The sequence below is a fragment of the Pseudonocardia sp. NPDC046786 genome (assembly GCF_040645415.1).
Lineage (GTDB): Bacteria > Actinomycetota > Actinomycetes > Mycobacteriales > Pseudonocardiaceae > Pseudonocardia > Pseudonocardia kongjuensis.
This window is the reverse complement of sequence record NZ_JBEYYF010000001.1, coordinates 141,256-166,625: the sequence shown is the minus strand read 5'-3', so window position 1 is coordinate 166,625 and position 25,370 is coordinate 141,256. Positions and strand designations below refer to the sequence as shown.

The 25,370-nt window shown below is 75.7% G+C and carries 25 protein-coding genes and 1 tRNA gene; 9 read left to right on the top strand and 17 right to left on the bottom strand.

Features of this window, described 5'->3' with window-relative positions; translation table 11 throughout:
* Window positions 1-25 precede the first annotated feature (25 nt).
* Window positions 26-712, bottom strand: a complete 687-nt coding sequence (locus ABZ881_RS00880; protein WP_358480689.1) for a thioredoxin domain-containing protein — start codon at window positions 710-712, stop codon at window positions 26-28.
* 124 nt (window positions 713-836) lie between these two features.
* Here ABZ881_RS00880 and ABZ881_RS00875 point away from each other — a divergent pair, with 124 nt between their 5' ends.
* Window positions 837-3,119: a heavy metal translocating P-type ATPase gene (locus ABZ881_RS00875; RefSeq protein ID WP_358480687.1), complete on the top strand. Its 2,283-nt coding sequence runs from the start codon at window positions 837-839 to the stop codon at window positions 3,117-3,119.
* 6 nt (window positions 3,120-3,125) lie between these two features.
* Here the strand turns inward: ABZ881_RS00875 and ABZ881_RS00870 are convergent, their stop codons facing one another.
* The 4 genes from ABZ881_RS00870 to ABZ881_RS00855 are packed head-to-tail and all read right to left on the bottom strand — an operon-like array spanning window position 3,126 to window position 5,294.
* A complete protein-coding gene (locus tag ABZ881_RS00870) occupies window positions 3,126-3,527 on the bottom strand; it encodes a class II aldolase/adducin family protein (RefSeq protein WP_358480685.1) in 402 nt (133 codons plus the stop codon).
* Window positions 3,528-3,570: 43 nt separating this feature from the next.
* Complete coding sequence (gene otnK / locus ABZ881_RS00865) at window positions 3,571-4,830, bottom strand: 3-oxo-tetronate kinase (protein WP_358480683.1); 1,260 nt, start codon at window positions 4,828-4,830, stop codon at window positions 3,571-3,573.
* A gap of 29 nt (window positions 4,831-4,859) precedes the next feature.
* On the bottom strand, window positions 4,860-5,069 hold the full coding sequence (locus ABZ881_RS00860; protein ID WP_358481093.1) for a hypothetical protein: 210 nt from the start codon (window positions 5,067-5,069) through the stop codon (window positions 4,860-4,862).
* A 39-nt stretch (window positions 5,070-5,108) separates the two neighbouring features.
* Complete coding sequence (locus ABZ881_RS00855; protein ID WP_358480681.1) at window positions 5,109-5,294, bottom strand: hypothetical protein; 186 nt, start codon at window positions 5,292-5,294, stop codon at window positions 5,109-5,111.
* Between ABZ881_RS00855 and ABZ881_RS00850 the strand changes: the two genes are divergently transcribed.
* Window positions 5,220-5,741 carry a DeoR/GlpR family DNA-binding transcription regulator gene (locus ABZ881_RS00850; RefSeq protein ID WP_358481091.1) on the top strand — a complete coding sequence of 174 codons (522 nt, stop codon included), beginning with the start codon at window positions 5,220-5,222 and terminating at the stop codon, window positions 5,739-5,741. The genes ABZ881_RS00855 and ABZ881_RS00850 overlap by 75 nt on opposite strands.
* Here the strand turns inward: ABZ881_RS00850 and ABZ881_RS00845 are convergent, their stop codons facing one another.
* Together ABZ881_RS00845 and ABZ881_RS00840 are read right to left on the bottom strand one after the other, a co-directional pair.
* Window positions 5,742-7,772, bottom strand: a complete 2,031-nt coding sequence (locus ABZ881_RS00845; protein WP_358480679.1) for a cytochrome c oxidase assembly protein — start codon at window positions 7,770-7,772, stop codon at window positions 5,742-5,744.
* A 110-nt stretch (window positions 7,773-7,882) separates the two neighbouring features.
* Window positions 7,883-8,536: a hypothetical protein gene (locus tag ABZ881_RS00840; protein ID WP_358480678.1), complete on the bottom strand. Its 654-nt coding sequence runs from the start codon at window positions 8,534-8,536 to the stop codon at window positions 7,883-7,885.
* Between the two features lie 69 nt (window positions 8,537-8,605).
* On the opposite strand from ABZ881_RS00840, the gene ABZ881_RS00835 reads away from it, so the two are divergent.
* Window positions 8,606-10,051 carry a helix-turn-helix transcriptional regulator gene (locus ABZ881_RS00835; RefSeq protein WP_358480677.1) on the top strand — a complete coding sequence of 482 codons (1,446 nt, stop codon included), beginning with the start codon at window positions 8,606-8,608 and terminating at the stop codon, window positions 10,049-10,051.
* Here ABZ881_RS00835 and ABZ881_RS00830 read toward each other — a convergent pair whose 3' ends face one another.
* The 5 genes from ABZ881_RS00830 to ABZ881_RS00810 form a co-directional block, all read right to left on the bottom strand.
* Complete coding sequence (locus ABZ881_RS00830) at window positions 10,052-11,800, bottom strand: protein kinase (RefSeq protein WP_358480675.1); 1,749 nt, start codon at window positions 11,798-11,800, stop codon at window positions 10,052-10,054. It lies immediately after the preceding gene.
* A gap of 122 nt (window positions 11,801-11,922) precedes the next feature.
* Window positions 11,923-12,783: an alpha/beta fold hydrolase gene (locus ABZ881_RS00825; protein ID WP_358480673.1), complete on the bottom strand. Its 861-nt coding sequence runs from the start codon at window positions 12,781-12,783 to the stop codon at window positions 11,923-11,925.
* Window positions 12,784-12,826: 43 nt separating this feature from the next.
* Complete coding sequence (locus ABZ881_RS00820) at window positions 12,827-14,128, bottom strand: geranylgeranyl reductase family protein (RefSeq protein ID WP_358480670.1); 1,302 nt, start codon at window positions 14,126-14,128, stop codon at window positions 12,827-12,829.
* 52 nt (window positions 14,129-14,180) lie between these two features.
* The gene (locus tag ABZ881_RS00815; protein ID WP_358480669.1) at window positions 14,181-14,549 is read right to left on the bottom strand and encodes a hypothetical protein; all 369 of its coding nucleotides are present in this window, start codon (window positions 14,547-14,549) and stop codon (window positions 14,181-14,183) included.
* Entirely contained in the window at window positions 14,546-15,316 is a 771-nt protein-coding gene (locus ABZ881_RS00810) for a nucleoside phosphorylase (protein ID WP_358480666.1), read from the bottom strand. The genes ABZ881_RS00815 and ABZ881_RS00810 overlap by 4 nt, the downstream gene beginning before the upstream one ends.
* A 150-nt stretch (window positions 15,317-15,466) precedes the next feature.
* Between ABZ881_RS00810 and ABZ881_RS00805 the strand changes: the two genes are divergently transcribed.
* Entirely contained in the window at window positions 15,467-16,747 is a 1,281-nt protein-coding gene (locus ABZ881_RS00805) for an LCP family protein (protein WP_358480664.1), read from the top strand.
* 2 nt (window positions 16,748-16,749) lie between these two features.
* Here ABZ881_RS00805 and ABZ881_RS00800 read toward each other — a convergent pair whose 3' ends face one another.
* On the bottom strand, window positions 16,750-17,823 hold the full coding sequence (locus ABZ881_RS00800) for a Ku protein (protein ID WP_358480662.1): 1,074 nt from the start codon (window positions 17,821-17,823) through the stop codon (window positions 16,750-16,752).
* Between the two features lie 53 nt (window positions 17,824-17,876).
* Here ABZ881_RS00800 and ligD point away from each other — a divergent pair, with 53 nt between their 5' ends.
* Window positions 17,877-18,824, top strand: a complete 948-nt coding sequence (ligD, locus tag ABZ881_RS00795) for a non-homologous end-joining DNA ligase (protein ID WP_358480660.1) — start codon at window positions 17,877-17,879, stop codon at window positions 18,822-18,824.
* 87 nt (window positions 18,825-18,911) lie between these two features.
* Complete coding sequence (locus ABZ881_RS00790) at window positions 18,912-19,520, top strand: putative glycolipid-binding domain-containing protein (protein WP_358480659.1); 609 nt, start codon at window positions 18,912-18,914, stop codon at window positions 19,518-19,520.
* Between the two features lie 3 nt (window positions 19,521-19,523).
* On the opposite strand, the gene ABZ881_RS00785 is transcribed toward ABZ881_RS00790, so the two are convergent.
* From ABZ881_RS00785 to ABZ881_RS00770, 4 genes are all read right to left on the bottom strand, one after another.
* Complete coding sequence (locus ABZ881_RS00785) at window positions 19,524-20,474, bottom strand: prephenate dehydrogenase (RefSeq protein WP_358480657.1); 951 nt, start codon at window positions 20,472-20,474, stop codon at window positions 19,524-19,526.
* 35 nt (window positions 20,475-20,509) lie between these two features.
* Window positions 20,510-21,088: a hypothetical protein gene (locus ABZ881_RS00780; RefSeq protein WP_358480656.1), complete on the bottom strand. Its 579-nt coding sequence runs from the start codon at window positions 21,086-21,088 to the stop codon at window positions 20,510-20,512.
* Window positions 21,085-22,401, bottom strand: coding sequence for an amidase (locus ABZ881_RS00775; RefSeq protein ID WP_358480654.1), 1,317 nt, complete (start codon window positions 22,399-22,401; stop codon window positions 21,085-21,087). The genes ABZ881_RS00780 and ABZ881_RS00775 overlap by 4 nt, the downstream gene beginning before the upstream one ends.
* Window positions 22,402-22,810: 409 nt before the next feature.
* Window positions 22,811-24,022, bottom strand: a complete 1,212-nt coding sequence (locus ABZ881_RS00770; RefSeq protein WP_358480652.1) for a M20 family metallopeptidase — start codon at window positions 24,020-24,022, stop codon at window positions 22,811-22,813.
* 111 nt (window positions 24,023-24,133) lie between these two features.
* Between ABZ881_RS00770 and ABZ881_RS00765 the strand changes: the two genes are divergently transcribed.
* The 3 genes from ABZ881_RS00765 to ABZ881_RS00755 all read left to right on the top strand — a co-directional run bounded on the left by ABZ881_RS00765 (window position 24,134) and on the right by ABZ881_RS00755 (window position 25,242).
* The gene (locus ABZ881_RS00765; RefSeq protein ID WP_358480651.1) at window positions 24,134-24,649 is read left to right on the top strand and encodes a tRNA adenosine deaminase-associated protein; all 516 of its coding nucleotides are present in this window, start codon (window positions 24,134-24,136) and stop codon (window positions 24,647-24,649) included.
* A 2-nt stretch (window positions 24,650-24,651) separates the two neighbouring features.
* A complete protein-coding gene (locus ABZ881_RS00760) occupies window positions 24,652-25,113 on the top strand; it encodes a nucleoside deaminase (RefSeq protein ID WP_358480649.1) in 462 nt (153 codons plus the stop codon).
* Window positions 25,114-25,157: 44 nt separating this feature from the next.
* A tRNA-Ser gene (locus ABZ881_RS00755) sits at window positions 25,158-25,242 on the top strand.
* The last annotated feature ends 128 nt before the right edge of the window (window positions 25,243-25,370 follow it).

The window sequence follows — 25,370 nt, the reverse complement described above, 5'->3', positions numbered from 1 at the left end:
CCGGTCCGTGATCAGCTCGCGGGGTTCAGCCCACGGCGGCCTGGCGCAGCGCGTCCGGCGTCGGCTGCTCCAGCGGCTGTCCGTTGACCCGCACGGTCGGGGTGCTCTGAACGTCCGCCTGGAACGCCTGCTGGGTGATGCCCTGAGCCCACGTCTCGTAGCGCTCGTCCTCGACGCACTGGGTGAACTCGGGGCCGGCGCCGGCCTGCTCGCCGAGCTGCCCGAGCTGCTCGGTGGTCAGTCCCGGGCCGCCTTCGGTGGGCTGGTTGGCGTAGAGCAACTTCTCGAACTCGGGGAACACGCCGGCGTCCGCGGCACAGCCGGATGCGGCCGCCGAGCGGGAGGAGTACCGGTCCGTCGACGCCCGGTCCAGGATCGCGATCGGGTGGTAGATGATCTCCGCCTGACCGTTGTTGCGCAGCTCGTCGAGTGTCGATCCCGACATCTCCTCGAACTGCTTGCACGCCGGACACTGGAAGTCGAGGTAGACGTCGATCTTCGTCGGCGCGTCGGGGTTCCCTGTCGGGACGCCCTGGGCGGTCGCGTTCTGCGGCACGATCAGCTCGGCCGGCTGGTTGTTCCAGTACACCCCGAACCCGACGAGGGCGGCGAAGGCGACCACCACGATGATGCCGAGCACCGTCGCCTGGGACGGCCCGTTCTTGGCGGTGAGCGGGTTCTTCCCCTTCCCCGCGCTCCTCTTTGCGGCCATCATCCGTCCTCCTCGGGGGTGGTCGTCACACCCTTGTTTGTACTGGGCGGTTGTGTTCGACGCCGCTCCGGGGTACCGCGGTCCCGGGTGGTCGAGGTTTGACCTCGTGTAGAACCATGGAGGAGTGAGCATCGACGGCGTCGTGGACGTCCGCAGGGTCGAGCTGCGGATCGACGGCATGACCTGCGCGGCCTGCGTCGGGCGGGTGGAGCGCAAGCTCGGCAAGCTCGAGGGCGTCCGGGCGACCGTCAACCTGGCGACCGAGCGGGCGACGGTCGAGTACCCGGCCGGCACCGACGTCGAGACGCTGCTGGGCACCGTCCGCAAGGCCGGCTACGGGGCCACCGAGCTGCGGCCCGGCGTCACCGACACCGGCGACGCGGCCACCGAGGACGACACCGCGCTGCGCAGGCTGCGCACCCGGATGGCCGTCGCGCTGGTGCTGTTCATCCCGCTGGCCGACCTGTCGCTGGCGATGTCGCTGGTCCCGTCGCTGCGCTTCCCGTACTGGCAGTGGGTGGTCGTCGCGCTGGCGCTGCCGGTCGTGGTGTGGGCGGCGTGGCCGTTCCACCGGACCGCGTTCGTGAACCTGCGGCACGGCGCCACCTCGATGGACACGCTGGTCTCGCTGGGCGTGATCTCGGCGTCGGCCTGGTCGCTGGGCGAGATGGCGTTCCTGGACACCCGCACCACGCTGACCGGGTGGGACGCGGTGCTGCACCCGTCGGGCCCGCTGTACCTGGAGGTCGCGGCGGGCGTCACGACGTTCGTGCTGGCCGGGCGCTACTTCGAGGCCCGTGCCCGGCGCACGGCCGGCCGGGTGATGCGCTCGCTGGCCGCGTTGGAGTCCGACGAGGTCACCCTGCTCGTCGACGGGACGGAGACCCGGATCCCGGTCGGGCGGCTGCGGGCCGGCGACCGCTTCCTGGTCCGGCCGGGTGAGCGGATCGCCGCCGACGGCGTCGTCGCCGAGGGTGCCGCGGCCGTCGACACCAGCGCGATGACCGGCGAACCGGTCCCGGTCGAGGTCGGCCCGGGCGACACGGTCACCGGCGGCACCATCCCGGCCGGCGGGCGCCTGGTGGTCGTCGCCGAACAGGTCGGCGCGGACACCCGGCTGGCCCGGATGATCGCCGCCGTCGAGCGGGCGCAGGTGCAGAAGTCGGCGACCCAGCGGCTGGTCGACCGGGTGTCGTCGGTGTTCGTGCCGGTCGTGCTGGTGCTGGCCGTGCTGACGCTCGGCGGCTGGCTGCTCGCGGGCGCCGGCTGGGCGGGCGCGCTCGGCCCGGCGATCGCCGTCGTGATCATCGCCTGCCCGTGCGCCCTGGGGCTGGCCACGCCGACCGCGCTGATGGTCGCCACCGGCCGCGGCGCCGAGCTGGGGATCTTCGTGAAGGGCTACCGGGCGCTGGAGGCGACCCGGGCCGCCGACACCGTCGTGCTCGACAAGACCGGCACGCTGACCACCGGCCGGATGACCGTCACCGACGTCGCCGCCGTCCCCGGGGTGGACGCCGATCTGCTGCTGGCCCGGGCCGCGGCCGTCGAGTCCGGCTCGGAGCACGCCATCGCCGCCGCCGTCCGCCGGCACGCCCGGGAGGCCGGGCTGGCGGTCCCCGAGGTCGGCGAGTTCGTCGCGCTGCCCGGCCTCGGCGCCCGCGGCACCGTCGACGGCGTCGCGATCACGGTCGGCCGCCCGCCCGCCGACACCGGCGCGCTGGCCGGGCGGATCGCCGGCTGGGAGGCGTCCGGGCACACCGTGGTCGCCGTGCAGGTGCGCGACGGGCTGGCCGGGGTGATCGCGCTGGCCGATCCGGTGAAGGAGTCCGCGCCGGTCGCCGTCGCCGAGCTGGTCGCGATGGGCCTGCGGCCGGTGCTGCTGACCGGTGACCGGCCGGCCGCGGCGCACGCCGTCGCGCGGGCCTGTGGGATCGACGACGTCGTCGCCGGTGCACTGCCCGACGACAAGGTCGACCACGTCCGCGCGTTGCAGGCGCAGGGCCGGACGGTCGCGATGGTCGGCGACGGGGTGAACGACGCCGCCGCGCTCGCCGCCGCGGACCTGGGCATCGCCGTCGGGTCGGGCACCGACGTGGCGCTGGAGGCGGCCGATGTCGTGCTGGTGCGCGACGACCTGCGGGTGCTCCCGGCGACCGTCGAGCTGGCCAGGGCCACGATGGGCACGATCCGCGGGAACCTGTGGTGGGCGTTCGGCTACAACACCGCCGCGATCCCGGTCGCGATGGCCGGGCTGCTCAACCCGCTGCTCGCCGGCGCGGCGATGGCGATCTCGTCGTTCCTGGTGGTGACGAACAGCCTGCGCCTGCGCAAGGCCGCGAGCTGGGCCGACGAGACCCTGGGATCGGTCCGTACCCCGGACCGCGAGACGGAGTACGTCGAGGGCTGATCGGACTCAGCCCGCCGGCAGATCCCAGTGGGTGCCGTAGCGCCCGGTCAGCTCGCGCACCGCGTCGTCGTCCAGCCAGCGCGCCGGGGTGCCGGTGAGCAGCACCACCACCCGCGCCGCCTCCTCCAGCTCGACGGCGGCGTCGACGGCCCGGTTCAGGCCGGTGCCGCCGGCCAGCGACCCGTGGTGGGCGAGCAGCGCCGAGGTGAACCTGCCGGGCAGCGCGGTGAGCCCGTCGGCCAGCGCCTGCGAGCCGGGTGCGGCGTACGGCGCGAGCGGGGCCTGCCCAGGTCGGCGAGGCCGACACCGGTCGGGGTCACCACGACGGCGTCGCCGGAGCGCTCGGAGAGGTTCCCCGACGAGCCGGGGCTGAGCCCGAGTGCGGCCAGCCGGTGCCCGGCCGTGCACAGCCGTTCCGCGACGGGGAGCAGGTGGGCCGGGACGTCGCCGGTCACCGGCCCGCCCCGGCGGTCCACGCCCGCACGAACAGGTCCTCGCCGCCGAAGTTGCCGGACTTGAGCAGCAGCGCCAGCGGCTCCCCGGACCCGGACCGCTCGGCGAGCGACCAGGCGACCCCCGGGTCCAGCCGCGGCCCGACGGCCAGGCTCCGCACGCCGAGCGCGGCGACGACGGCACCGGAGGTCTCGCCCCCCGCGACGGCGATCGCGCGGACGCCCCGGTCGACCAGCTCGCGGGCCAGCGCGGCCAGCGCCTGTTCGAACAGCGGTGCGTCCGCCGGGTCGGCGACGTCGCCGGGCTCGGCGGTCGCGTGGACCACGACCGGGCCGTCGGCGGCGCCGGCGTCGAGCACCCGGTCGGCCAGCGCGGCGTGCTCGGCCGCGGCGTCGGCGCGCAGCGCGGCCGGATCCAGCTTGATCCCGCGTCCGGCCGCGACACCGGCGCGGACCTGCCGCTGGGTGGCCTGCGAGGCGCTGCCCGACAGCACCACGCGCGGCCCGTCCCCGACCGCGACGGCGACCTCGGCGACCTCCCGCGGCCCGGACAGGCCCTGGGCGACCGCACTGCCGCCGGTCAGCAGCGGCAGGTCGGCGGTGGCCTCGACCAGCGCCACCAGGTCGGCGTCGCGCACGGCGTCGGCCACGAGGTAGCGCGCCCCGGCGGCCACCGCCTCGTCCAGCGCCCGGCGCAGCGCCTCCGGGCCGGCCTCGACGTGGCCGAGCCCGACGTGCCCGACGGCCGCGGTGCCGTCGCGGACCTGGGATGCCAGCAGCCGGACCAGGCTGGAGTCACGCATCGGGGTGAGCGGGTGATCGCGCATCGGGGACTCGTCGAGCGGGTCGGTACCGACGAACAGGTGCCCGGCGTAGACGGTCCGGCCGTTCGCCGGGAACGCCGGTGCCACCACGGTCCAGCGGGACCCCAGCGCGTCCTGCAGGGCGTCGGCGACCGGGCCGATGTTGCCCGCCGGGGTCGAGTCGAACGTCGAGCAGTACTTGAACAGGAACCGGGTGCACCCGGCCCCGCGCAGGCCGTCGAGCGCCGCGAGCGACTCCGCCACGGCCTGCTCGACCGGGGCGGTGCGGCTCTTGAGCGCGACGACCACCGCGTCGGCGTCGTCCACCGACGACGGCGGGCCGCCGGCCATCACCTCACCCGGCACGACGGTGGTGCGGAACCCGGACGCGGTCAGGACGATCGCGAGATCGGTCGCGCCGGTGAGGTCGTCGGCGATGGCGCCGAGCTGGGGCACGGTCTCCTCCTGCGGTGGTGGTGGGTGACTCAGACGATGCCGGTCACGAGCAACAGGTACAGCACGGCGAACCCGGTGACCCCGGAGATGACCGACGCGACGCCGATCGACCGGATGCCCTGGCCCACCGTCATGTTGGACAGCGACGTGGTGACCCACCAGCCCGACGAGTTCGCGTGCTTCATGATCTGCGCCCCGGTGGCGCAGGCCAGGTACACCGCGATCGGCGACAGGCCCAGCGTCTCGATCAGCCGGCTGCATGATCGCGGCGGCGGTCATCACGCCGAGGATGTTCGAACCGTGATCGTGCACACCGCGGCGGCGACCAGGAACGGGATGACGATCGGCGAGATGCCGATCTCCTGCACGCCGCCGGCGATGTTCTCCGCATCGGCAACGACCAGGTCGTCTACCTCGACGCCGGCACCACCCTCGGGCAGGTCGCGCCGCTGTTGTGGTCGCACACCGGGCTCACCGTGGTGACCAACGACCTGACCACGGCGGTGCTGCTCAGCGAGCACCCGGGACTGGAGCTCTACCACGTCGGCGGGCGGGTCGACCGGGCCAACCGGTCCACCGTCGGGGAGCTGATGGCGCGTGCGGTCCGCGAGCTGAACCTCGACGTCGCGCTGATCTCGACCAGCTCCTGGGACGAGCAGCGGGGGAGCACCACGCCGCACGAGGCCAAGGTGCCGGTGAAGCGGGCCGCAATGGAGGTGGCCGCCCGGTCCTACCTGGTGGCCGGCTCCGACAAGTACGGCCGGGTGGGCACCTTCCGGGTCGCCGACCTCACCGGGTTCGACGCCGTGGTGACCGACTCCGGGCTGCCGTCCGCGGTCGCGGCCCGGCTGCGGGCCGGTGGGGTGGTGCTGCGGGCCGCCCCGGCTCCCGGCGCCCCGGCCTACGCCTGATCAGCCGCCCTGGCGCAGCTTCGCCAGCATCTCGTTGTACGCCCTGAGCTCGGCGTCGTCGTCCCGGTCGGCCTGCCGGTCGGTGCGCACCGCCTCCCGGGAGTCGTCCCGGGACCACTGCACCACCAGCGTCACCATCACCAGCAACATCGGCAGCTCGCCGGTGGCCCAGGCGATCCCGCCGCCGACGCTCTGGTCGGCGGCCAGATCGAGCCAGGGCAGCCCGACCTGCGCGTAGAAGTTCTCGCCGAGCACGTTCGACGAGCTCATCACGGCGATCCCGAAGAACGCGTGGAACGGCATGGTCGCCAGCAGCACCGCCAGCCGGCCCAGGTGCGGCAGCTTGTGCGGCGCCGAGTCGACGCCGATCAGCGGCCAGAAGAACAGGTAGCCGACCAGCACGAAGTGCAGGTTCATCAGCTGGTGCGTCCAGTGGAACCGCAGCGCCTCGTCGAACAGCGAGGTGAAGTACAGGACGTAGAACGACCCGACGAACAGCACCGCGGCGCAGCCGGGATGGGTGAGCACCCGGGCGGCCCGCGAGTGCACCGCGGCCAGCAGCCACTCCCGGGGCCCCGGCGGGTTGCCCCGGCCGGCCGGGCGCAGCACCCGCAGCGCCAGCGTCACCGCGCCACCCAGGCTGAGCAGGATCGGGGTGAGCATGTTCAGAGTCATGTGGCTGATCATGTGGACGCTGAACATGGCCGGGGAGTAGAAGCCCAGCCCGGACGACGTCGCGAGCAGCAGCGCCGCGCAGCCCAGCATCCAGGCCCAGGTCCGGCCGACCGGCCAGCGCACGCCGCGGGCGGCGAGCCGGCGCACCCCGAGCGCGTACAGTGCGGCGAGCAGCAGCGCCCCGGTGCCGAACACGATGTTCCAGCGCCACTCGACCAGCAGCGTCAGCGCGGTGAACGGCCGGTCGATGTTCCAGCCGATCAGCGTCTCCAGCGCGGTGTCCGGGCGGACCAGGAAACGCGGCGGCACCAGCCGGGTCCCGGCGACGCCGAGCGCGGCGACCAGCGCCCCGGCCACCGCGAGCAGCGGGAGCAGCCGGCCGGCGGCGTCCGGCCGGGCCGAGGTGAGCGACCGGGCCAGCACCGCCGTCCCGGCGACCAGCAGCGCCAGCAGCACCGCGGAGACGGCCACGGTCGTCGCGTAGGCGGACCCGGCCCACGGCCCGTTCCAGACGACGACGACCTGGAAGACGATCTCGCCGACCAGGTACACCGATCCGGCGGTGACGAGCACCGCCCGGCCGCGGCGTCCGGCCGCACCGGTGAGCGGGCCGCCGTGGATCCGGTAGGCGGCCAGCGCGGCGGCGACGCCGAGGAAGACCACCCCGGCGACGGTCCGGAGCATCACGCCGTCGCCGCTCCAGTCGTGCGCCATCCCGGTGGCGGCCGGGTGCACCGCGGCCGGGAACAGCGCGGTCGCCGCGGCGAGGATGCCGAGCGCGGCGGTCGCCTTCCAGCTCAGCACGTACCCGGCGCCCGCGGCGACCAGCAGCAGCACGAACCCGGCCAGCATCCAGCCCATCGGCTCGTTGAGCGTCGCGGCCGCGCCGAGCCAGCCGAACGGCCCGGCGGTGGCCAGATCACCGAGCGAGGTGCCGGACATGTCGGCCACCGACAGCCAGCCCGCGGCGATCCCGGCGACGCCGCCGAGCAGCGCGGCCAGCCCGCCGCGGCGCAGCGCCCGGTAGCCCTGCACGTCCACCGTGCCGGACGACTGCGGGGCCGCCACGAACCCGGCGACCAGCAGCGATCCGGCGGCGAGCACCATCCCGGCGACCGTCGCGACCCGCGCCAGCACGGTGCCGATCCGGACCACGTCGTCGGGCACGGGCAGCCCGCCCTGGCCCCAGTAGCCGTCGTCGCCGATGGTGAGGGCGACCGCGACGCCGCCGCAGACGGCGACCAGCAGCAGGGTCGCCGCCGTCGTGAACGGCCGGAGGTCGCGGCCGCGCCGGCCGGTGCCGTCACCGGTGTCCCGCTGCGCTGTGGCCGCCGCCGGCTCCGTGCTCGCGCTCACCGAGGTTCCTCCGCAGGTCGGTTGCGTCGGGGCCACGTCCTGGTCGGCGGCCCGCACCTCCCCTGATGGTCCCCGACGGTCCCGTCACCCCGCCGCCCGGGGGACGGGCCTCACAGCGGCACCGCCGGAGACCCGCGTCCGGCGGTCGTCCACTGCAGCATCGCCACCCCGATCCAGGCGAACAGCAGCAGCCAACCGCCGATCGCCAGACGGGCCAGGACGTGCGGGCCGAACGTGGCAGGCGTCAACGGGACGAACACGTAGAGTCCCGCGACGAGCACCGACCATCGACCGGCGCCGGTGAGCATCCCGGCTCGGACGACCCGGGCGCCCAGCCAGACGAGCACCATCGCCAGCGCGACGCTGATCGCGCCGTACACCGCCTCGATGAGATCGGTCCGCGGTGACGGGTAGGGAGCCGTTGCCGCCCCGATCGCCACCAGCTCCTGCAGCCCCAGCAACACCAGCACGACGACGGCGGCGAGGCCGGCCGCGTTCGCCCCGCGTCCGTGCCCGGCCAGCCCGGCCCGGCGCAGGCAGTCCAACGCCGCGGCGGCCACCAGGTGGTGCACGAAGAACGCGGACTGGGCGACGGCGAAGCCGGCGGCCGTCAGCGGGTAGCTGAAGACGCCCTCCGGAACGGCCGGGGGGACCAGCACCAGGAACACCGCGGCCCCCGCGCCGGTGAGCCCGGCGACCACCGCGGCGATCCCACCCCACCGGGCACGGGCCCGGGAATCCGGCTCGGACAGTCTGTTGGTCATGGTCGCGGACGCTAGGGTCGTCCCGGTACCGCGCGGTATCCGAGGAATCCCGTACTCCCGCAGGTGGCCATGCGTACCGACGAGTTCGAGAGCCGTTCCGCCGAGGCCCGCTCGCGGCTGGAGACCGCCCGTTCCGAGGCGCGTTCCGGAGCGGTGGACCGGGCGTGGGCGGCGGCCCTGGCGGCCGCCCGGACCGCCCGGGAGCTGGGCTACGCCCGGCTGCTCGGCCGCGCCGCGCTGGCTGTCGGCGGGCCCGATCTCGCCGCGCGGCACCTCACCGCCGCCCGCCAGGCGCTGTGCCTGGAGGCGATGGCCGCCCTCGGCGACACCGATCCGGAGCTGCGCGAGCTGGTCGGGGAACACCTGACGGCGATCTCGACGGCGTGGTCGGTCCGGCCCGCCGAGCCGGTCCGCCCGGTCCCGCCCGACGAGGCCGAGCGCCGGTCGATCGCGCTGCAGGCACGGCACGCGAGGGCGCTGGGCCCGGCCGGCACGGGGGAGCGGCTGGCCGTTGCCGGCGATCTCGTCGGGCTGGGCGATGCGGCGGGTGACGACCACATCCGTGCCTGGGGCCGGCTGTGGCGCCTCGACGCGTTGCAGCAGCTGGGCCTGCGGGTGGAGTTCCACACCGAGCTGACGGAGCTGGCAGCGCTGGTCGGCAGGCTCGGGTCACCGGTGTGGCGCTGGCGGCTGGCGTCGGTGCACGCGTCGCTGGCCCTGATCGAGGACCGGCTCGACGACGTCGGTGCGGCGATCGCCGAGGCCCGGGCCGCGGGGGAGTCGGCCGGTGCCCCGGACACGTCGTTCCTCGATCTGCTGTTCCGGCACGCGCTCGCACACCGCACCGGCGACGGGCTGGCGGCGATCGAGGCCGAGGTGCGACTGGCGGTCGCCGACGGGCCGTTCCTGGCGCAGGGCTGGCGGGGACGGGTGCTGCTGCGGTCGGGCCGCGCCGCGGAGGCCGTCGCGGTCTGGCGGGCGCTGGCACCGCACGCCGCGGCGCTGCCACCGGCGTCCGCCGAGGTACTGGTCGCCGAGGCGGGGCACGCGGAGCTCGCCGAGGCCGCCGGGGACCGGATCGGCGCCGAGGCCGTCCGGCGGCGGCTGCGCCCCTTCGCGCACCTGCACGTCACGGCCGGTGCGACCACGCCCTACGGCGGACCGGTCGCGCTGGTGCTGGGCCGGCTCGCGCGCTTCCTCGGTGACGCGCCGGGCGCCGCGGCGGCGTTCACCGACGCCGCGACGCGCGCCGACGCGTTCTACGCGCCCTGGTTCGCCGCGGCGGCCCGGGACGCTCTGGCAGGCACCGAGCTGGTGCTCGGTCCGCTCACCCGGCGCGAGACGGAGGTCGCACGGCTGCTCGCCGAGGGCGCCTCGAACCGGTCCGCGGCCCGGCGGCTGGGGGTCTCGGAGCGGACGGTCGAGCAGCACGTCAGCAGCGTCCTGCGCAAGCTCGGGCTGCCGAACCGGTCCGCGGTCGCGGGGTGGGTGATCCGCGGCCGGGCCGGCCGGTGATCAGCTCCCGCCGGTGACGCTGCGCCACCACTGCTGGACGCTGTTCCAGAAGCCCTGCGCGCCCTCGGTGATCTCGTCCGGGTTCGGCAGGTTCGTGGGCAGGTCGGGCAGCTCGGTCGGGATGTTCGTCGGCAGCGTGGGCAGCTCGGTGGGGATGTTCGTCGGGATCGGGAACCCGCCGTTGCCGCCCTCCTCCTCGGTGGTCGGGGCGGGCTCGGTGGTCTCCTCGGTCGTCTCCGGCGCGCTGGTCTCGGTCGGCGCGGGCGCCGGGGCCTCCTGGTCGTCCCCGCCGAACAGCAGGAACCCGATCAGCAGCACCAGCAGCGCGACGACGAACGCGCCGATCGCGATCCACTTCCCGGGGCTCGACGAGCCGAGATGGGCGTTGCCCGGCTCCGGCTCGGGCTGCACCGGGGCGGCCGGCGCGGGGCTCGCCGCGGCGAGCATCTCGGCGACCCGGTGGCCGTCCGGCCTGCGCTGCGGGTCGGTGGCGGTGGCGGCGGAGATCGTCGAGCGCAGCGGCTCCGGCACGTCGGCGGGCACCACCGGGGCGCGGTGCACCCGCTCGGCGGCGCCCTGCAGGCCCTCGCCCTGGTACTCCTGGCGGCCGGTCCACGCCTCGAGCAGCACCAGGCCGAGCGCGTAGATGTCGGCGGGCGGGCCCACGTCGGTGCCGCGGACCTGCTCCGGTGCGAGGTAGGCGGGCGTCCCGATGATCTCGCCGGCGGCGGTGTGGCCGTCGGCGCCGAGCAGCGCGGCGATCCCGAAGTCGGCGAGCCGGGCCCGGCCGTCGGAGTCGATGAGGATGTTCGACGGCTTCACGTCCCGGTGCGTGACGCCCTGGCCGTGCACGTAGGCGAGGGTCTGCGCGATCTCGGTGCCGATCCGGCGGATGTCGTCGGGCGGGAGGTCCTCGGCGGCGATGACGTCCTTCAGCGACGGCCCGTCGACCAGCTCCATCACAAGGTAGGCGCGGTCCGGCTCGACGGCGAAGTCGTGCACCGCGACCAGTCCGGGATTGCGCAGGTTGGCCATGACCTGCGCCTCCTGCTCGAAGCGCTGGTCGGCGGTCGGGTCGTTGCCCGGGCCGAAGATCTTCACCGCGACCGGGCGGTTCAGCCGGGTGTCGGTGGCCCGGTGCACGTCGGCCATGCCGCCCTGGCCGATCAGGCCCTCCAGCCGGTACCGGCCGCCGAGCAGCTCCGGCTCGGTGACCGGCGCGGGCATCATCCGGGTGGCGTCCGGGCGGTTCGGGCGGGCGGCGCCGTAGGCGGCGGTGGGCGGCGGCCCGACCCGGCGGGTGGGGTCGCCCGCGTCCATCCGGCGGGTGCCGTCGGGTGCGGGGGGACCGACCCGGCGGGTGGCGTCCGGGCCCGGTGCGGCGGCGCGGCGGGTCGGGTCCTGCGGACCGCCGGGGCCGCCGGGGCCGCCGGGGCCGCCGGGACCACCGGGGCCACCGCGGCCGCCGGGGCCGTGCGGTGGCGGGGCGGCGGCGCGGCGGGTCGGGCCGGGGTCCTGCGGCGGCCGGCCTGCCGGGCCGGGGTCCTGGGGCGGCCGGCCTGCCGGGCCGGGGTCGGCCGGGCGGGATCCACCCCGGCGGTGGTTCCCGGTGCGCCACGCGTCGGGCGCTGCCCGGCGGGCCGCGTCCCGGTCGTCACCGCGGCGGGCCGCGTCCCGGTCGTCACCGCGGCGGGCCGCGTCCCGGTCGTCACCGCGGCGGGCCGCGTCCCGGTCATCACCGCGCTGCACTGGCCCTCCCGATGTCTGTCTGCTCGCCACCGGCCCCGGGACGGAGACGGCACGCGACGTGGGGCGACGCTACCGGCCCGCGGGTGCCGTGCGCTGCGACGGCACGCGGGCGAGCCGCGGTATCACCCGCTGGCGGCGATCCGGGCGAGCAGCTCGGCGGTCGGGCCGGGATGGACCTGGACGCCGATGTGCGAGGCGTCCAGGTCGTGCACGGTGAACGGGTTGTCCGGGGTCAGCGCGTCGGCCTCGGCGATGTAGCGGTCCTGCAGCGCGACCGGCAGCGCGCGGTCGGCGGGCAACCGGACGTAGTGCCGCGGGATCCGGCCCCAGCCCTGCGCCCCGGCCTGCACCAGGGAGTCGTCGATCAGGATCGACTCGTCCGGGTCCTGTACGTGCAGGTAGGCCAGCAGCTCGTCGCGGGTGCCGTCGGCGAGCAGCGCCTCCTGCAGCAGGTCCAGCATGTCCGGGTCGGCGGTGCGCCAGTTCAGCCGCAGCCCGCGGATCGTGGTCGGGTTCGCCACCACCAGCGCGGTGGTGCGGTGCAGCAGGCTGTCCGCGTTCTCCGGCGCGATCTGGTAGGCGCCGGAGTCGGCGTTCACCGGGCAGTGCGCCGAGATGTAGACGAGCCGGTCCACCAGCTCGGGGTGGCTGTTGCCGACGGCGTTGAGGGTGAGCCCGCCGCGGCTGACACCGGCCAGCACGACCGGCCCGTTCTTCTTGGCACGGCGCAGCACCTCGGCGACCGAGGCGACGTCGTCCGGCGTGCCGATGCCCTTCATCCCGCTGGACTCGGAGCCGAGCAGGGCCCGGTCCTGGGAGCCGAGGTAGCCGCGCGGGATGCGCGCCCCGGCGCCGTGCCCGGGCAGGTCGACGGCGAGCGCCCGGACCCCGCGCAGCGCGAGCTCGCGCACGACACCGTTCCAGGACGAGGCGTTGCAGCCCATGCCGTGCACCAGTACGACGGTCGGATCCCCGGAAGCCACGGTCGGCCATCCTGCCCCGGGCCGGCCGGGGCACGCCAGGCTTTCAGCGCGCGACGGCGGGGGTCCGCAGGTCGGCGGCCGGGAACGGCGGGCGGTCGTCGAGCCGGACCGAGAGCTTCCCGGCGGCCCGCCAGGCCCGCGCGGTGAGGTCGGTGTCCTCGTCGGTGACCAGGTTGCCCATCACCCGCAGCGCGACGGTCATCAGGCTGCGCGAGCGCATCCCGATCGGCCCGGCGAGCGGGAGCAGCCGCGGGACGGTGATCAGCCCGGCGAGCCGCCGGGCGATGGAGAAGGCCAGGCCGTAGTGCGAGCGCAGGGTGGCGGGCCAGGCGGTGTCCAGGTCGGCTCCTGCGGTGAGCAGCTCGGCGACCAGCCGGCCGGTCTCCAGGCCGTAGTCGATGCCCTCGCCGTTGAGCGGGTTGACGCAGCCCGCGGCGTCGCCGATCAGCGCCCAGTTGCGCCCGGCGACGCCGGACACCGCGCCGCCCATCGGCAGCAGTGCCGAGCGCGGGAGCTCGACCTTGCCGTCGAGCTGCCAGTCGGCGCGGCGGGCGTTCGCGTAGTGCTCGACCAGCGAGCGCAGCTTGATGTTGGCCGGGCGCCGGTCGGTCGCGAGGGTGCCGACGCCGATGTTGACCCGGCCGTCGTTGAGCGGGAACAGCCAGCCGTACCCGGCGAGCACCTCGTCGTTCTCACCGCGCAGCTCCAGGTGCGAGCTGATCCACGGGTCGTCGTGCCGCCCGGAGCCGATGTAGCCGCGGATCGCGACGCCGTAGGCGGTGTCCTGGTGCCACTCCCGGCCGAGCACCCTGCCGAGCGTGGAGCGCGCCCCGTCCGCGACGACCAGGCGTCGGCAGGCGATCCGGCGCCCGTCGGCGAACACCACGGACTCGACCCGGTCGCCGGCGAACACGACGTCGACGGCCTTCGCGCCGTCCATCGGAACGGCGCCGGAGTCGAGTGCGGCCTGCCGGATCCTGGAGTCGAGCTCGGTGCGCGGGATGGCGGAGCCGTGTGCGGGCAGCGAGCCGCCCGGCCAGGGCAGCTCCAGGACCTGCCCGAAGCCGTGCGCGCGCAGGCCGCGGTTGGTGCCGTGCGCGTCGACCCAGTCGCCGAGGCCGAGCCGGGACAGCTCGGCGATCGCCCGCGGGGTCAGCCCGTCGCCGCAGGCCTTGTCCCGCGGGAACTCGGCGGCGTCGGCGAGGACGACGTCGAGACCGTGCCGGGCGGCCCAGGCCGCCGCCGCGGAGCCGGCCGGTCCGGCCCCGACGACCAGCACGTCGGTGCGTTCTTGAGCGGGCTGCGCCGGGGTGTCGGGGACGGCGGGCGACGGGGCGGGGCTCATGGACCCAGTGTCGCAACCGGCGGGCCGGACCCGCCGCCGAGCGTGCCCCCGGTCACGGGCGGACGGTCCGGTCGAGCACGACGTCGTGCGCGTGCCGGGCCCGCGCCGGGTCCCGCAGCGCCAGCTCGTAGGTACGCACCCCGGCGGTGACGGCGATCCGGGTAGAGGGGACGAAGCCGCCGGCGGGGGAGCGCCCGGACAGCACCGACACCGCGTCGATCCGGGCGTACGGGATGGACGTGAGCGCCGTCCGGTTCCCGCCGAAGACGTTGTCCTGCAGCAGGATCCGCAGGTCTGTCAGGCCGAGGAAGCCGGCCCCGGGATCGACCGCGTCGTACACCGCGACGATCCGTTCGCCGGGCAGCAGCGCGGCGGCGACCGTGTCCAGCTGGTCGCGCTCGTCGAACACCGGGCCGGTCACGACCGGTCCCACGCCTCGGCCGCGGCCACTGCCAGGCCGAACAGGCCGGACCTGGCGTCGTGTGCCGTCGTCCAGCCGCGGTGCTCCCACTCGGGGCCGGCCAGCGAGTCGGCGGCCAGGAACACCTGGCCGTAGCCGATCCCGAGCCGCCGGGCGGCGGCGACCAGCGCGGACGCCTCCATATCGACGACCGCGCAGCCCTCGTCCCGGCGCCGGTCGATGCGGCCGGGGGTCTCCCGGTAGACGGCGTCGGTGGTCCAGCAGCGGCCGACCACCCAGGGGATGCTCGCGTCGCCGAGCGCCCGCTCCAGCACCGCGATTCCGGCCGGATCGGCGTCCAGCGTGCGGGAGGGCGGCAGGTAGTGGAACGACGTGCCCTCGTCGCGCAGCACGCTGCCCAGCACCACCGCGTGCCCGAGGGTCAGCTCGTGCCGCAGCGCGCCCGCCCCGCCGACGCCGACGATCCGCCGCACCCCCATCGCGACCAGGTTCTCCAGGAACATCGCGGCCAGCGGCGCCCCGACGCCCGGGTGCAGGACCGCGACCGGCCGCCCGGCCGGGCCGTGCGTGCGCCAGACCGGGGTGCGGCCCAGCTCGGTGCGCAGCACGGACAGCGCGCGGGCGTCGCCGGCCCCGAGCGCGTCGACGACCTCGGGGAACCAGCAGAGCACTGCGGTGTCCGGCATGTCGGGCGGGCGGCGCACGAGCGAGGTGGCGCGGATGACGCCCTCGTCGGCCAGGTCGTCCTCGATCAGTGGCAGGTCCACGGGGGAGATCCTGCCCGGTGATCACCCGTTGTGGAGTGCAGCGTTCGCAGGGCGGCTCCCGTGCTCCACGACGGGTGATCACCGGCGGGGCAGTATGGTCGGACGGTGAGGGCCCCGCGAACCGCGGGCCGGTTGGACGGTGGAGCAGGCATGGCCGGAGAGTTCCGCGGCCCGCCCCCGCGAGGGGGCAGCCCGGGCTGGGCGAACCAGCCGGCGCGCGGCCCCCGCCCGCTCCCCGGGCGCGGCGGGCGGCCGATGCCGCCGCCGTCACCGCCCCAGCAGCCCCAGAATCCCCGGCAGTCGCCGCCGGCCCGCGGCCGCGGCCCGCTGCGCTCCCCGCCGCCCGGCCGGACGTCCCGCTCCGGCGTGCCGCCCCGCGGCACCGCGATGCCCCGTCCGGCCGGTCCCGCCGGCCCCGGCCCCGGCGTGCACCCGGCCTCGCTCGCCCCCCGGGACGGGCGGATCACCAAGGGGCCGACGCTGCCCGACTGGCGGCGGGCGCGCGGGATGCTGCGCGGCCGCTGGAAGGCCGTGCTGATCGTGCTGCTGGTCGCGTTCGTCGGGTTCGGGGTCTATCTCGACCAGAACATGACCCGGGTCGAGGCGCTCCCCGCGGAGAGTGCGGGCAGCGGCTCCGGCACGAACTACCTGATCGTCGGCTCGGACAGCCGGGAGGGCCTGTCCGCCGAGGACGAGGAGCGCCTGGCGACCGGCGACGCGGCCGGCCAGCGCACCGACACGATCATGCTGCTGCACAGCGGCCGGTCCGGCGACGTGCTGGTCTCGCTGCCCCGCGACTCCTACGTCCCGATCCCCGGGTACGGCAGCAACAAGATCAACGCCGCGTTCGCGTTCGGCGGCCCGCAGCTGCTCGTGGCGACCGTCGAGCAGGCCACCGGACTGCAGATCGACCACTACGTCGAGGTCGGGTTCGGCGGCTTCGTCGGCGCGGTGGACGCCGTCGGCGGCGTCGAGATGTGCGTGGACGAGGCGATGAACGACCCGCTCGCCGGGCTGGACATCGAGGCGGGCTGCCAGGAGATGGACGGCCAGACCGCGCTCGGCTACGTCCGCACCCGGGCCACCCCCGGCTCCGACTTCGACCGGGTGCAGCGGCAGCGCGAGTTCCTCTCCGCGCTGCTCAGCAAGGCGACCAGCCCGCTGACCCTGCTCAACCCGTTCCGCACCGTCCCGCTGGCGTCCGCGGTCACGGAGACGATCACCGTCGACGACTCGGACCGGCTGTGGAACGTCGCCGGGCTGGCCTGGGCGATGCGCGGGGCGTCCGGCAGTGACGGGGTCCAGACGACGGTGCCGATCGGCGGCAGCGCGGGCGGCTCGAACCTGCGCTGGGACCGGGAGCGGGCATCGGCGCTGTTCGGGGCGCTGCAGAACGACCAGCGCCCGCCGGAGTCGAGCTTCGGCCCCTGACCTCAGGCGGTCTTGCGGCTGCGCCGGCGGGTGGTGGCCGGCTTCGCGTCGTCGGTGCCGGTGGACGCGTCCCCGTCCGTGCCGCCGGACGTGCTGCGGGAGCGGGTGCCCGACGACGTCTTCCGGCCGGACGAGCCGGATCCGCTCTCCGCGGCGGTGCCCGAGCGGCGGCTGCGGGTGCCGGTCTTCGCCCGGCCCGACGAGCTGCTCTTCGTGCCGCCGGAGCCGGAGCTGCCCGAACTACTCGAGCTGCCGGAACTGCTCGAGCTGCCGGAGCTGCTGGAACCCTTTCCGCTCGACCGGGCGGCGTCCACGCTCGCCTGCAGCGCGGAGAGCAGGTCGCTCATCGAGTCGGCGCCGTCGTCGGACCGCTCCGCGGCGGGCGCGGGCCGGGCGTCGCCGTCGGACCGCTTGGTCTCGATCAGGTCGACCATCGCGTCCCGGTACTCGTCGTGGAACTCGGCCGGGTCGAAGTCGGCGCCCATCGACTCCACCAGCGAGGCCGCCATCTGCAGCTCCTGCGGGCGCAGCTCGACGTCGGTGTCCAGCACGTCGAAGTCGGGTTCGCGCACCTCGTCGGTCCAGATCAGGGTCTGCAGCACGATCACCTTGCCGCGCACCCGGAGCAGCGCGAGGGTCTCGCGCTGGCGCAGCGCCACCTTCACCACGGCCGTCCGGTCGGTCTCGTTCAGCGCCTCGCGCAGCAGCGCGTAGGGCTTCGCGGCCTTCGTCTCCGGTTCGAGGTAGTAGGTCTTGTCGAACAGCATCGGGTCGATCTGGTCGTTCGGCACGAACTCGACCACGTCGATCTCGTGACCGGTGGAGACCGGCAGCGAGGCGAGGTCGTTCTCGTCGAGCGTGATCAGCTCGCCCTCGGGCGTCTCGAAGCCCTTGACGATGTCGGCGTAGGACACCTCCTCGCCGCACACCTCGCAGGTCCGCTTGTAGCGGATCCGGCCGCCGTCCTCGCCGTGCACCTGGTGGAAGCGCACGTCGTGGTTCGACGTCGCCGAGTACACCTTGATCGGGACGCTGACCAGGCCGAACGACACGGCCCCGCTCCAGATGGCACGCACTGGCTCATCCCCCTCGCCCCGGCGTTCGGTGACAGCATGACGGTGTGTTGCCCATGCTCGCCACCCCCGGACCGCTCCCGACCGGTCCGGGCTGGTCGTTCGAGGTCAAGTGGGACGGCATGCGCGTGCTGGCGTCGGTGACCGAGGACCCGGCGGGCCCCGGCGGCACGGCACCGGTACTGCGCCTGCGTACCCGTTCCGGCCGGGATGTCACCGCGAACTTTCCCGAGCTCGCCGGACTGGTGGAGCTGGCGCCCGACGTCGTGCTGGACGGCGAGGTCGTCCTGCTCGACGACGGCGCCCCCAGCTTCGCCGCGCTCGCCCACCGCATGCAGGGGGTGGTGGGCCCGGCCGCCGCGCAGCGCCGCCCGGTCACGTTCATGGTGTTCGACGTGCTGCAGCTCTACGGGGTGCCGCTGCTGGACCGGCCGCTGGCCGAGCGCCGCGCGACGCTGGACCGACTGGACCCGGCCCGCGTCCCGCAGGTCGAGGTGTCCCCGCGCTACCCGGACGGGGCGGCGCTGCTCGCGGTCACCGCCCAGCGCGGGCTAGAGGGCGTCGTCGCGAAGAAGGAGACGTCGGTGTACCGGCCGGGCCGGCGCAGCCCGGACTGGGTGAAGGTCGCGCACCGGCACTCGCAGAGCTGCCTGGTCGGCGGCTGGCGGCCGGAGCGGACCAGCGGGAACCGGATCGGCGCGCTGCTGCTCGGCATCCCCGGCCCGGACGGGCTGGAGTTCGCCGGCCGGGTCGGGTCCGGCCTCGCCGGGTCCGCGGTGCAGCAGGTGCTCGCCGCGCGGCTCGGGCCGCTGGAGTCCGGCACGCGGCCGTTCGCGACGGCGGTCCCGCGGGTGGACGCGGCCGGGGCCAGATGGTGCACCCCGTCGGTCGTGGTGGAGGTCGCGCACCTGGGCCGGACGCAGGCGGGGCGGCTGCGGCAACCCGTGTTCCGCGGGGTGCGCGACGACGTCGACCCGTCCGACGTGCGCCGCGAACCCGGATGATGACACGATCATCACCCTTCTGCGCACGCGGTGCGGCGGTGTGCAATGGCAGTCCCGTGACGTCGAACCCCCGAGGCGGAGGTGTGCATGGCGATCATGCTCAGCTGGCGTGCCGATCCGGACACCGACGGCGCCGACGGTCTGGAGTCCGCCCGGATCACCACCTCCGGCGGCGGTTTCCGCGCGGTCGGCCGGATGATCCGCGGCATCCGTGACCTGCCCGGCGGCGTGCTGACCGCGTCGTACCGGCTGGTCGTGGCCGGTGACGGGACGCTGTCCCGGCTGGCCGTGGACGTCGCGACCGCCGGCGGCGAGCAGCAGCTGACGATCAGCCGCAGCACCGACGGCGTCTGGCTGGTCGACGACGGCTCCGGCGGCACCCGCGGCGAGTTCCACGGCGCCCGCGACGTCGATCTCGCGTTCAGCCCGGTGTTCAACGCGCTGCCGGTCCGCCGGCTCGGGCTACACCGGGACAAGGGCGAGCACGTCGTGCCGATGGTGTTCGTGGACCTCCCGACGCTGCGGGTGGAGGCCACCGAGCAGACCTACCGCACGGTGCGGGTGGGCACCGGCTCCGAGCCCGCCGTCGTCGGCTTCGAGGCGGGCGGCACGGCCGCGGACCTGACCGTCGACGCCGACGGCTTCGTGATCGGGTACCCGGGCGTCGCCGCCCGCACCGAGCTGCCCGCGGGCTGAGGCTCAGTCCTTCGGGCGCTCCACGACGTCGCCGCGGCGGCCCAGCTCGCGCAGCTCGGCCAGCACCGCCGACGGCTCCCCGTCCAGGGACACCGGCAGCTCCAGCGGCTCCCGGGTGGACGCCCAGCGCATCCGCGCCTCGTGGCCGGCCCGGACGGTCGCGGCGAGCCCGCCGGTGGAGGCCAGCGCGCCGCGCATCGCGCCGAGCCGGCCCAGCGCGTCGTCGACGGCGGCGAGCAGCGCCGCGCGGTTGCCCTCGCACATCGCCAGCACCAGCTCGGGCCGGGTGCCGGCGACCCGGGTGCCGTCGGCGAACGAGCCCGCGGACAGCGCCAGCGCGAGATCGTCACCCTGGTCGCCGGCGCCGACCGAGGCGAGCACCGCGGCGAACAGGTGCGGCAGGTGCGAGATCCGGGCGACCGCGATGTCGTGCTCGTCGACGGCCGCGGGGACCACCCGGGAGCCGCAGGCCCAGGCCAGCCCGGCGACGTCGCGCCAGACGTCGAGGTCCAGGCCGTCGTCGGCGGCGACCACCCAGGCGGCGCCGTCGAACAGGTCCGGATCGCCGGCCGCCCAGCCGGACTCCGCGGTCCCGGCCATCGGGTGGCCGCCCACGTAGCGGGCGCGCGGTGCGAACTCGGCGACCGCGTCGGCGACGGCGACCTTCACGCTGACCGCGTCGGTGAGCCGGCAGGTGGGGGCGACGGCGTCGATCCGGCGCAGCACCGGTTCGAGCGCGGTCAGCGGGACCGCGACGACGACCAGAGCGTCGGCCGCGTCGGCCCGGGCCAGCGCGGCGTCGGTGTCGGTGGTGACGTCGAACCCGTCCGCGACGGCCGCCGCGGCGGTCGCGTCGGAGGCCGCGGTGCCCCAGACCTCGCGTCCGGCGCGCGCCGCGGCACGCATCAGCGACCCGCCGATCAGTCCGGTCCCCAGCACGCACACGGCTCGCATGCGTCCGGAGGGTAGAGGCCCCCGGGTTGGGCGCCTCAGCGGCCCGTCGCCAGGAAGGCCGCGCCGCGCGGCGAGATCCGGTACCCGGTCCCCAGGCTCTCGGTCAGCCCCAGGTCCTTGAGCTTCCGGACATCGAGCTTCAGCGGGTCCCGCTCCCGCCCGAGCCGGCCCGCCAGATCAGCGGCCCGCTCACCGGGGTGGTCGGCGACGCAGCGCAGCGTCGCCCTGGTCCACGGGCCGTGCCGGGACGCCCGGTCCAGCCGGTCCAGCCGCCGGACCAGCTCGTCCAGCTCGTCCGGGCCGGTGAGCGGGGTGTCACGCAGCGCCACCCGCGGATCGGCCCCGGCGGCGCGCAGCCGGATCCGGAACACCGGGTCGCCGGGGTCGCCGCGGAACGCCCGGCGGACGGCCGCGGCGGAGCCGGCTCCTGCCGCGCGGGCGTCGTCGTCGGTGATCGAGGACGGATCGATCTCGTCCACCGCGACGATCTCGACGACGCCGGCCGGGGTGCGCAGCGTCGAGCCCGCGCGGACCCGGGCGCTCGTCCAGCGGCGGTAGGCGCGGTCGATCCCGCCGGCGGCGACCCCGCGGGCGACCGCCACCGGGAGGATCACCGCAGTGCCCGTTCGACGGCGCCGGCCAGGTCGAGCAGCACGTCGTCGCCGACCGTCACACCCACCAGCTGGACGCCGGCCGGGAGCCCCGGGACCGGGACCGGCAGCGCCACCACCGGCAGGTCCAGCAGGTTGAACGGCGAGGTGGTCTCCAGCAGCGCGGGCCGCACCGCGATCTCGCCGTCCGGTGTGGGCACGGTGCCGGCGCCGATCGGGGTGGCCCGCAGCCGGGTGGTGGGGCAGAGCAGGACGTCGCAGCCGAGATGCCCGGTCAGTGCGGCGGCGAGCCGGCGCCGGGTCCGCTGCGCGTCGACGTAGGCGTGCGCCGGGACGTCGGCGTGCGGGGCGAGGCGCTCGACGGTGGCGGGCTGGTACTCGTCGCGGCGTCGTGCGAACCACTCGCGGTGCGTCGCGAACGCCTCGGCGCCGGTGATCACCGGGTAGGTCGCGGCCAGCTCGTCGACGCCGGGGGTGTCCTGTTCGGACACGTCCGCGCCGAGCCCGGCAAGGGTGCCGGCGACGGTCCGGACCGCGTCGGTGATCGCCGGGTCGTGCGGCCGCCACCAGTGCCCGGTCGCCACCCCGATCCGGTACGGCTGGGCGGCCGCGGGCCCCGGGCCGGTGAGCACGGCGCCGGCGAGCGCGGCCCGGGCGAGTGCGAGCGAGGCGGCGTCGGCGGCGAGCAGGCCGACCGTGTCGAACGACTCCGCCAGCGGGAACACCCCACCCCCGGGCAGGGTGCCGCGGCGCGGCTTCCAGCCCGCCACCCCGCAGAGCGCGGCCGGGGTGCGCACGCTCGCCCCGGTGTCGGTGCCGACGGTGAGCGGCAGGTGCCCGGCCGCGACCGCCGCCGCCGACCCGGACGACGAGCCGCCGGTGATCCGGCCGAGATCGTGCGGGTTGCGGGCGGGCCCGGTCGCCGCGACGTCGCCGGCCGGGCCGTAGGCGAACTCGTGGGTGTGCAGCTTCCCGACGACGACCGCGCCCGCTGCCCGGAGCATCGCCACCACCGGGGCGTCGGCCCGGGCCGGCGGGGCGTCGTCGAGCAGGCGTGAGCCGCAGCGGGTCGGCAGCCCGGCGACGTCGACGAGGTCCTTGATCCCGACCGTCACCCCGTGCAGCGGGCCGATCCGCTCGCCGCGGAGCGCGAGCACCGTCAGCTCGGCGGCCCGGGCGCGGGCCCGCTCGCGGTCGGGGACGATGACGCTGCCGGTGCGGTCGGCGTCGAGCCGGGCCAGGACGTCGTCGAGGTGCTCGGTGGGGGAGAGCTCGCCGGAGTCGAGGGCCCGCACCAGATCGGGGAGCGGGAGCACGTCGTCCAGCGTGCCGTCCGGTGGCGGTTCAGGCCAGTACGTCCTCGCACCCTTGGCGGGGCCGCGCACCCCTGGCGGGGCGTCGTCCCTCGGCGCAACGCAGCATTCCCGGCCCGTCGTCGCACCCCGGGTCCCGCCTCGCACCCCTGGTTCGGCACCGCACCGGTTCCGAGGGGTGCGGCGTCGCGCCAGGGGTGCGACCGAAGCGCGGGTAGGGGTGCGATGTCGGGCCAGGGGTGCGGTGCGCCGAGCGCCGAACCGACAAAGCCCTGGCCGGCCCACGGCTGACGCCGGGCCGTGGTTGACGCCGGGCCATGGCCGGCATCGGCCCGCGGCCGACATCGCACCCCGCCGCCGACGTCGAGCCCCGGCCGGCACCGCCCCCGCGGCCGACGCGCTCGTGGCCGGCTCAGGTCAGCGCGGCCAGCGCGAGGGCCGCGTAGACGGCGACCCCGGCGGGGAACGCGGCCTCGTCGAACACCACCCGGTTCGAGTGGTTCGGCGGCGCGTCCGCGGCGGCGACCCCGGGTGGCCGGGCCCCGAGGAACGCCAGCGATCCCGGCACCCGCGCCAGGACGTAGGAGAAGTCCTCGGCGCCCATCAACGGGTTCGTCATCGGCACGCAGGCGCCCTCGCCCAGCACCTGCTCGCCGACCCGGACCAGCGCCGAGGTCGCCGGGCCGTCGTTCACCGTGACCGGGTAGCCGGTGGTGATCCGGACCTCGGCGGTGCAGCCGTGGGCCAGCGCCAGGTACCGGCAGTGTTGCTCGATCTCGTTGTGCAGCAACGCCCGGACCGGCTCGGACAGCGTCCGCAGGGTGCCGGTCAGCTCGGCCGTCTCGGGGATGACGTTGTCGGTCGTCCCGGCCTGGATCCGGGCGACCGTGAGCACTGCCGCGTCGTGCGGGGCGACCCGCCGGCCCAGCAGTGTCTGCAGCCCGCCGACCATGGCCGCGGCCGCCGGAACCGGGTCGCAGGCGTCCTGCGGTGCGGACGCGTGCCCGCCCCGGCCGGTCACCGTGACCGTCAGCACGTCGGCCGCCGCCATGATCGGTCCGGGCCGGTGGTGCAGCTCGCCGCTGGGGACGGTCGAGGAGATGTGCAGGGCGTAGGCGAGCTCCGGGCCGTCGTCGAGCAGTCCCTCGTCGATCATGTGCCGGGCCCCGTGGAATCCTTCCTCGCCCGGCTGGAACATCAGCAGCACCCGACCGGCGATCCGGTCCCGGTGACCGGCCAGCAGGCGGGCCGCCGACGCCAGCATCGCCGTGTGCGTGTCGTGCCCGCAGGCGTGCATCGCGCCGTCGGTCCCGGACGCGAAGTCCAGTCCGGTGTCCTCCTGCAGCGGCAGCGCGTCCATGTCCCCGCGCAGCAGCACCGTCGGCCCGGGCCGCGTTCCCTCCAGGACTGCCACCACTGAGCTGCACGACCGGCCGGTCCGGATCGTGAGCGGCAGGTCCCGCAGGGCGGCGAGGAGGGCGTCGCGGGTGCGCGGCAGATCGAGGCCCAGCTCGGGCGCCCGGTGCAGCTCACGGCGCAGCGCCACGGTCCGCGGCTGGAGCGTGCGCGCCTGCGCGATCAGCCCGTCGGGCAGGCGGGACACCGACGCGTGGGTGATGGCCATGGACCGATCGTCGTCCACCGTCGTCCGCCGGGCGACCCGCCGGACCGATGTGACCACGCATACCTGGTCGTGGCGTGGCTCACACGACGTTCTGGACGTACCGTTGTCGACGTGCCAACCCAGAGCGTCGAGGCAGCCCCGGACACCCGGGGTGCCGCCCTGCCCGGATTCGCGGTCGCCGCGATCCGCGAGGAGGGGCGGTGGCGCTGTGTCCGGCTCGATGCCGAGGCACTGGTCGATCTCGACGCGGCGATCACCGCGCTGCGCACGCAGCGGTCCACCGGGGCGGTGCTCGGCCTGCTCGACGTCGACGACGAGTTCTTCGTCCTGCTGCGCCCGTCCGCGGGCGGGGTGCGGCTGCTGATCTCCGACGCGGTCGCCGCGCTGGACTACGACGTCGCCGCCGACGTCCTGGACCTGCTGCGGGTCGAGCTCCCGCCGGACGACGACGTGCTCGACGACCCCTGGCCGGAGGGCGACCTCGGCATCCTGGCCGATCTCGGCCTGCCCGCCGACGAGCTGGAGGTCCTGGTCTCGGACCTGGAGCTCTACCCGGACGAGCAGCTCGACACGATCGCCCGGCGCTGCGGCTTCGCCGGTCAGCTGGACGAGATCGTCAACTCCTGAGCGTGTTCCGGCCCGCCGACGAGGCAGCTGTCGTCCGCGCGCTGCAGGTGGCGCGGGCGGCGACGGCGACCGGTGACGTCCCGATCGGCGCCGTCGTGCTCGACGCCGACGGCTCCGAGCTGGCCGCCGCCTGCAACGCCCGCGAGGCGCTCGGCGACCCCACCGCGCACGCCGAGGTGCTCGCCCTGCGCGCCGCCGCGCGGGTGGTCGGCTCCTGGCGGCTCACCGGCGCGACGCTCGCGGTGACCGTCGAACCGTGCACGATGTGCGCCGGCGCGATCGCCCTCGCCCGGATCGAGCGGGTGGTGTTCGGCGCCTGGGAACCGAAGACCGGCGCCGTCGGCTCGCTGTGGGACGTGCTGCGGGACCGCAGGCTGACGCACCGTCCGGAGGTCGTCGGGGGGATCCGGGAGGGCGAGGCGGCGGCCCTGCTGGAGTCGTTCTTCGCCGATCACCGGGGCTGACCCCCCGCCCGTTCCGCGCGGGGCCGTCTAGTAGCCTTCTCGGCGGTAGCGTGTCCGAGCGGCCGAAGGAGCGCGCCTCGAAAGCGCGTGAGGTTCACGCCTCCGTGGGTTCAAATCCCACCGCTACCGCTGGTCGGAGGGCCGGATCCCCGGGTCGGGGGTCCGGCCCTTTGCTGTTGGTTGCAGTTGTGGTGGCGTTTGCGCTGTAGGAGCCGGGCCCTGCCGCCCGGGTACGAGAGCGGGCCCGCGTCGTCCGG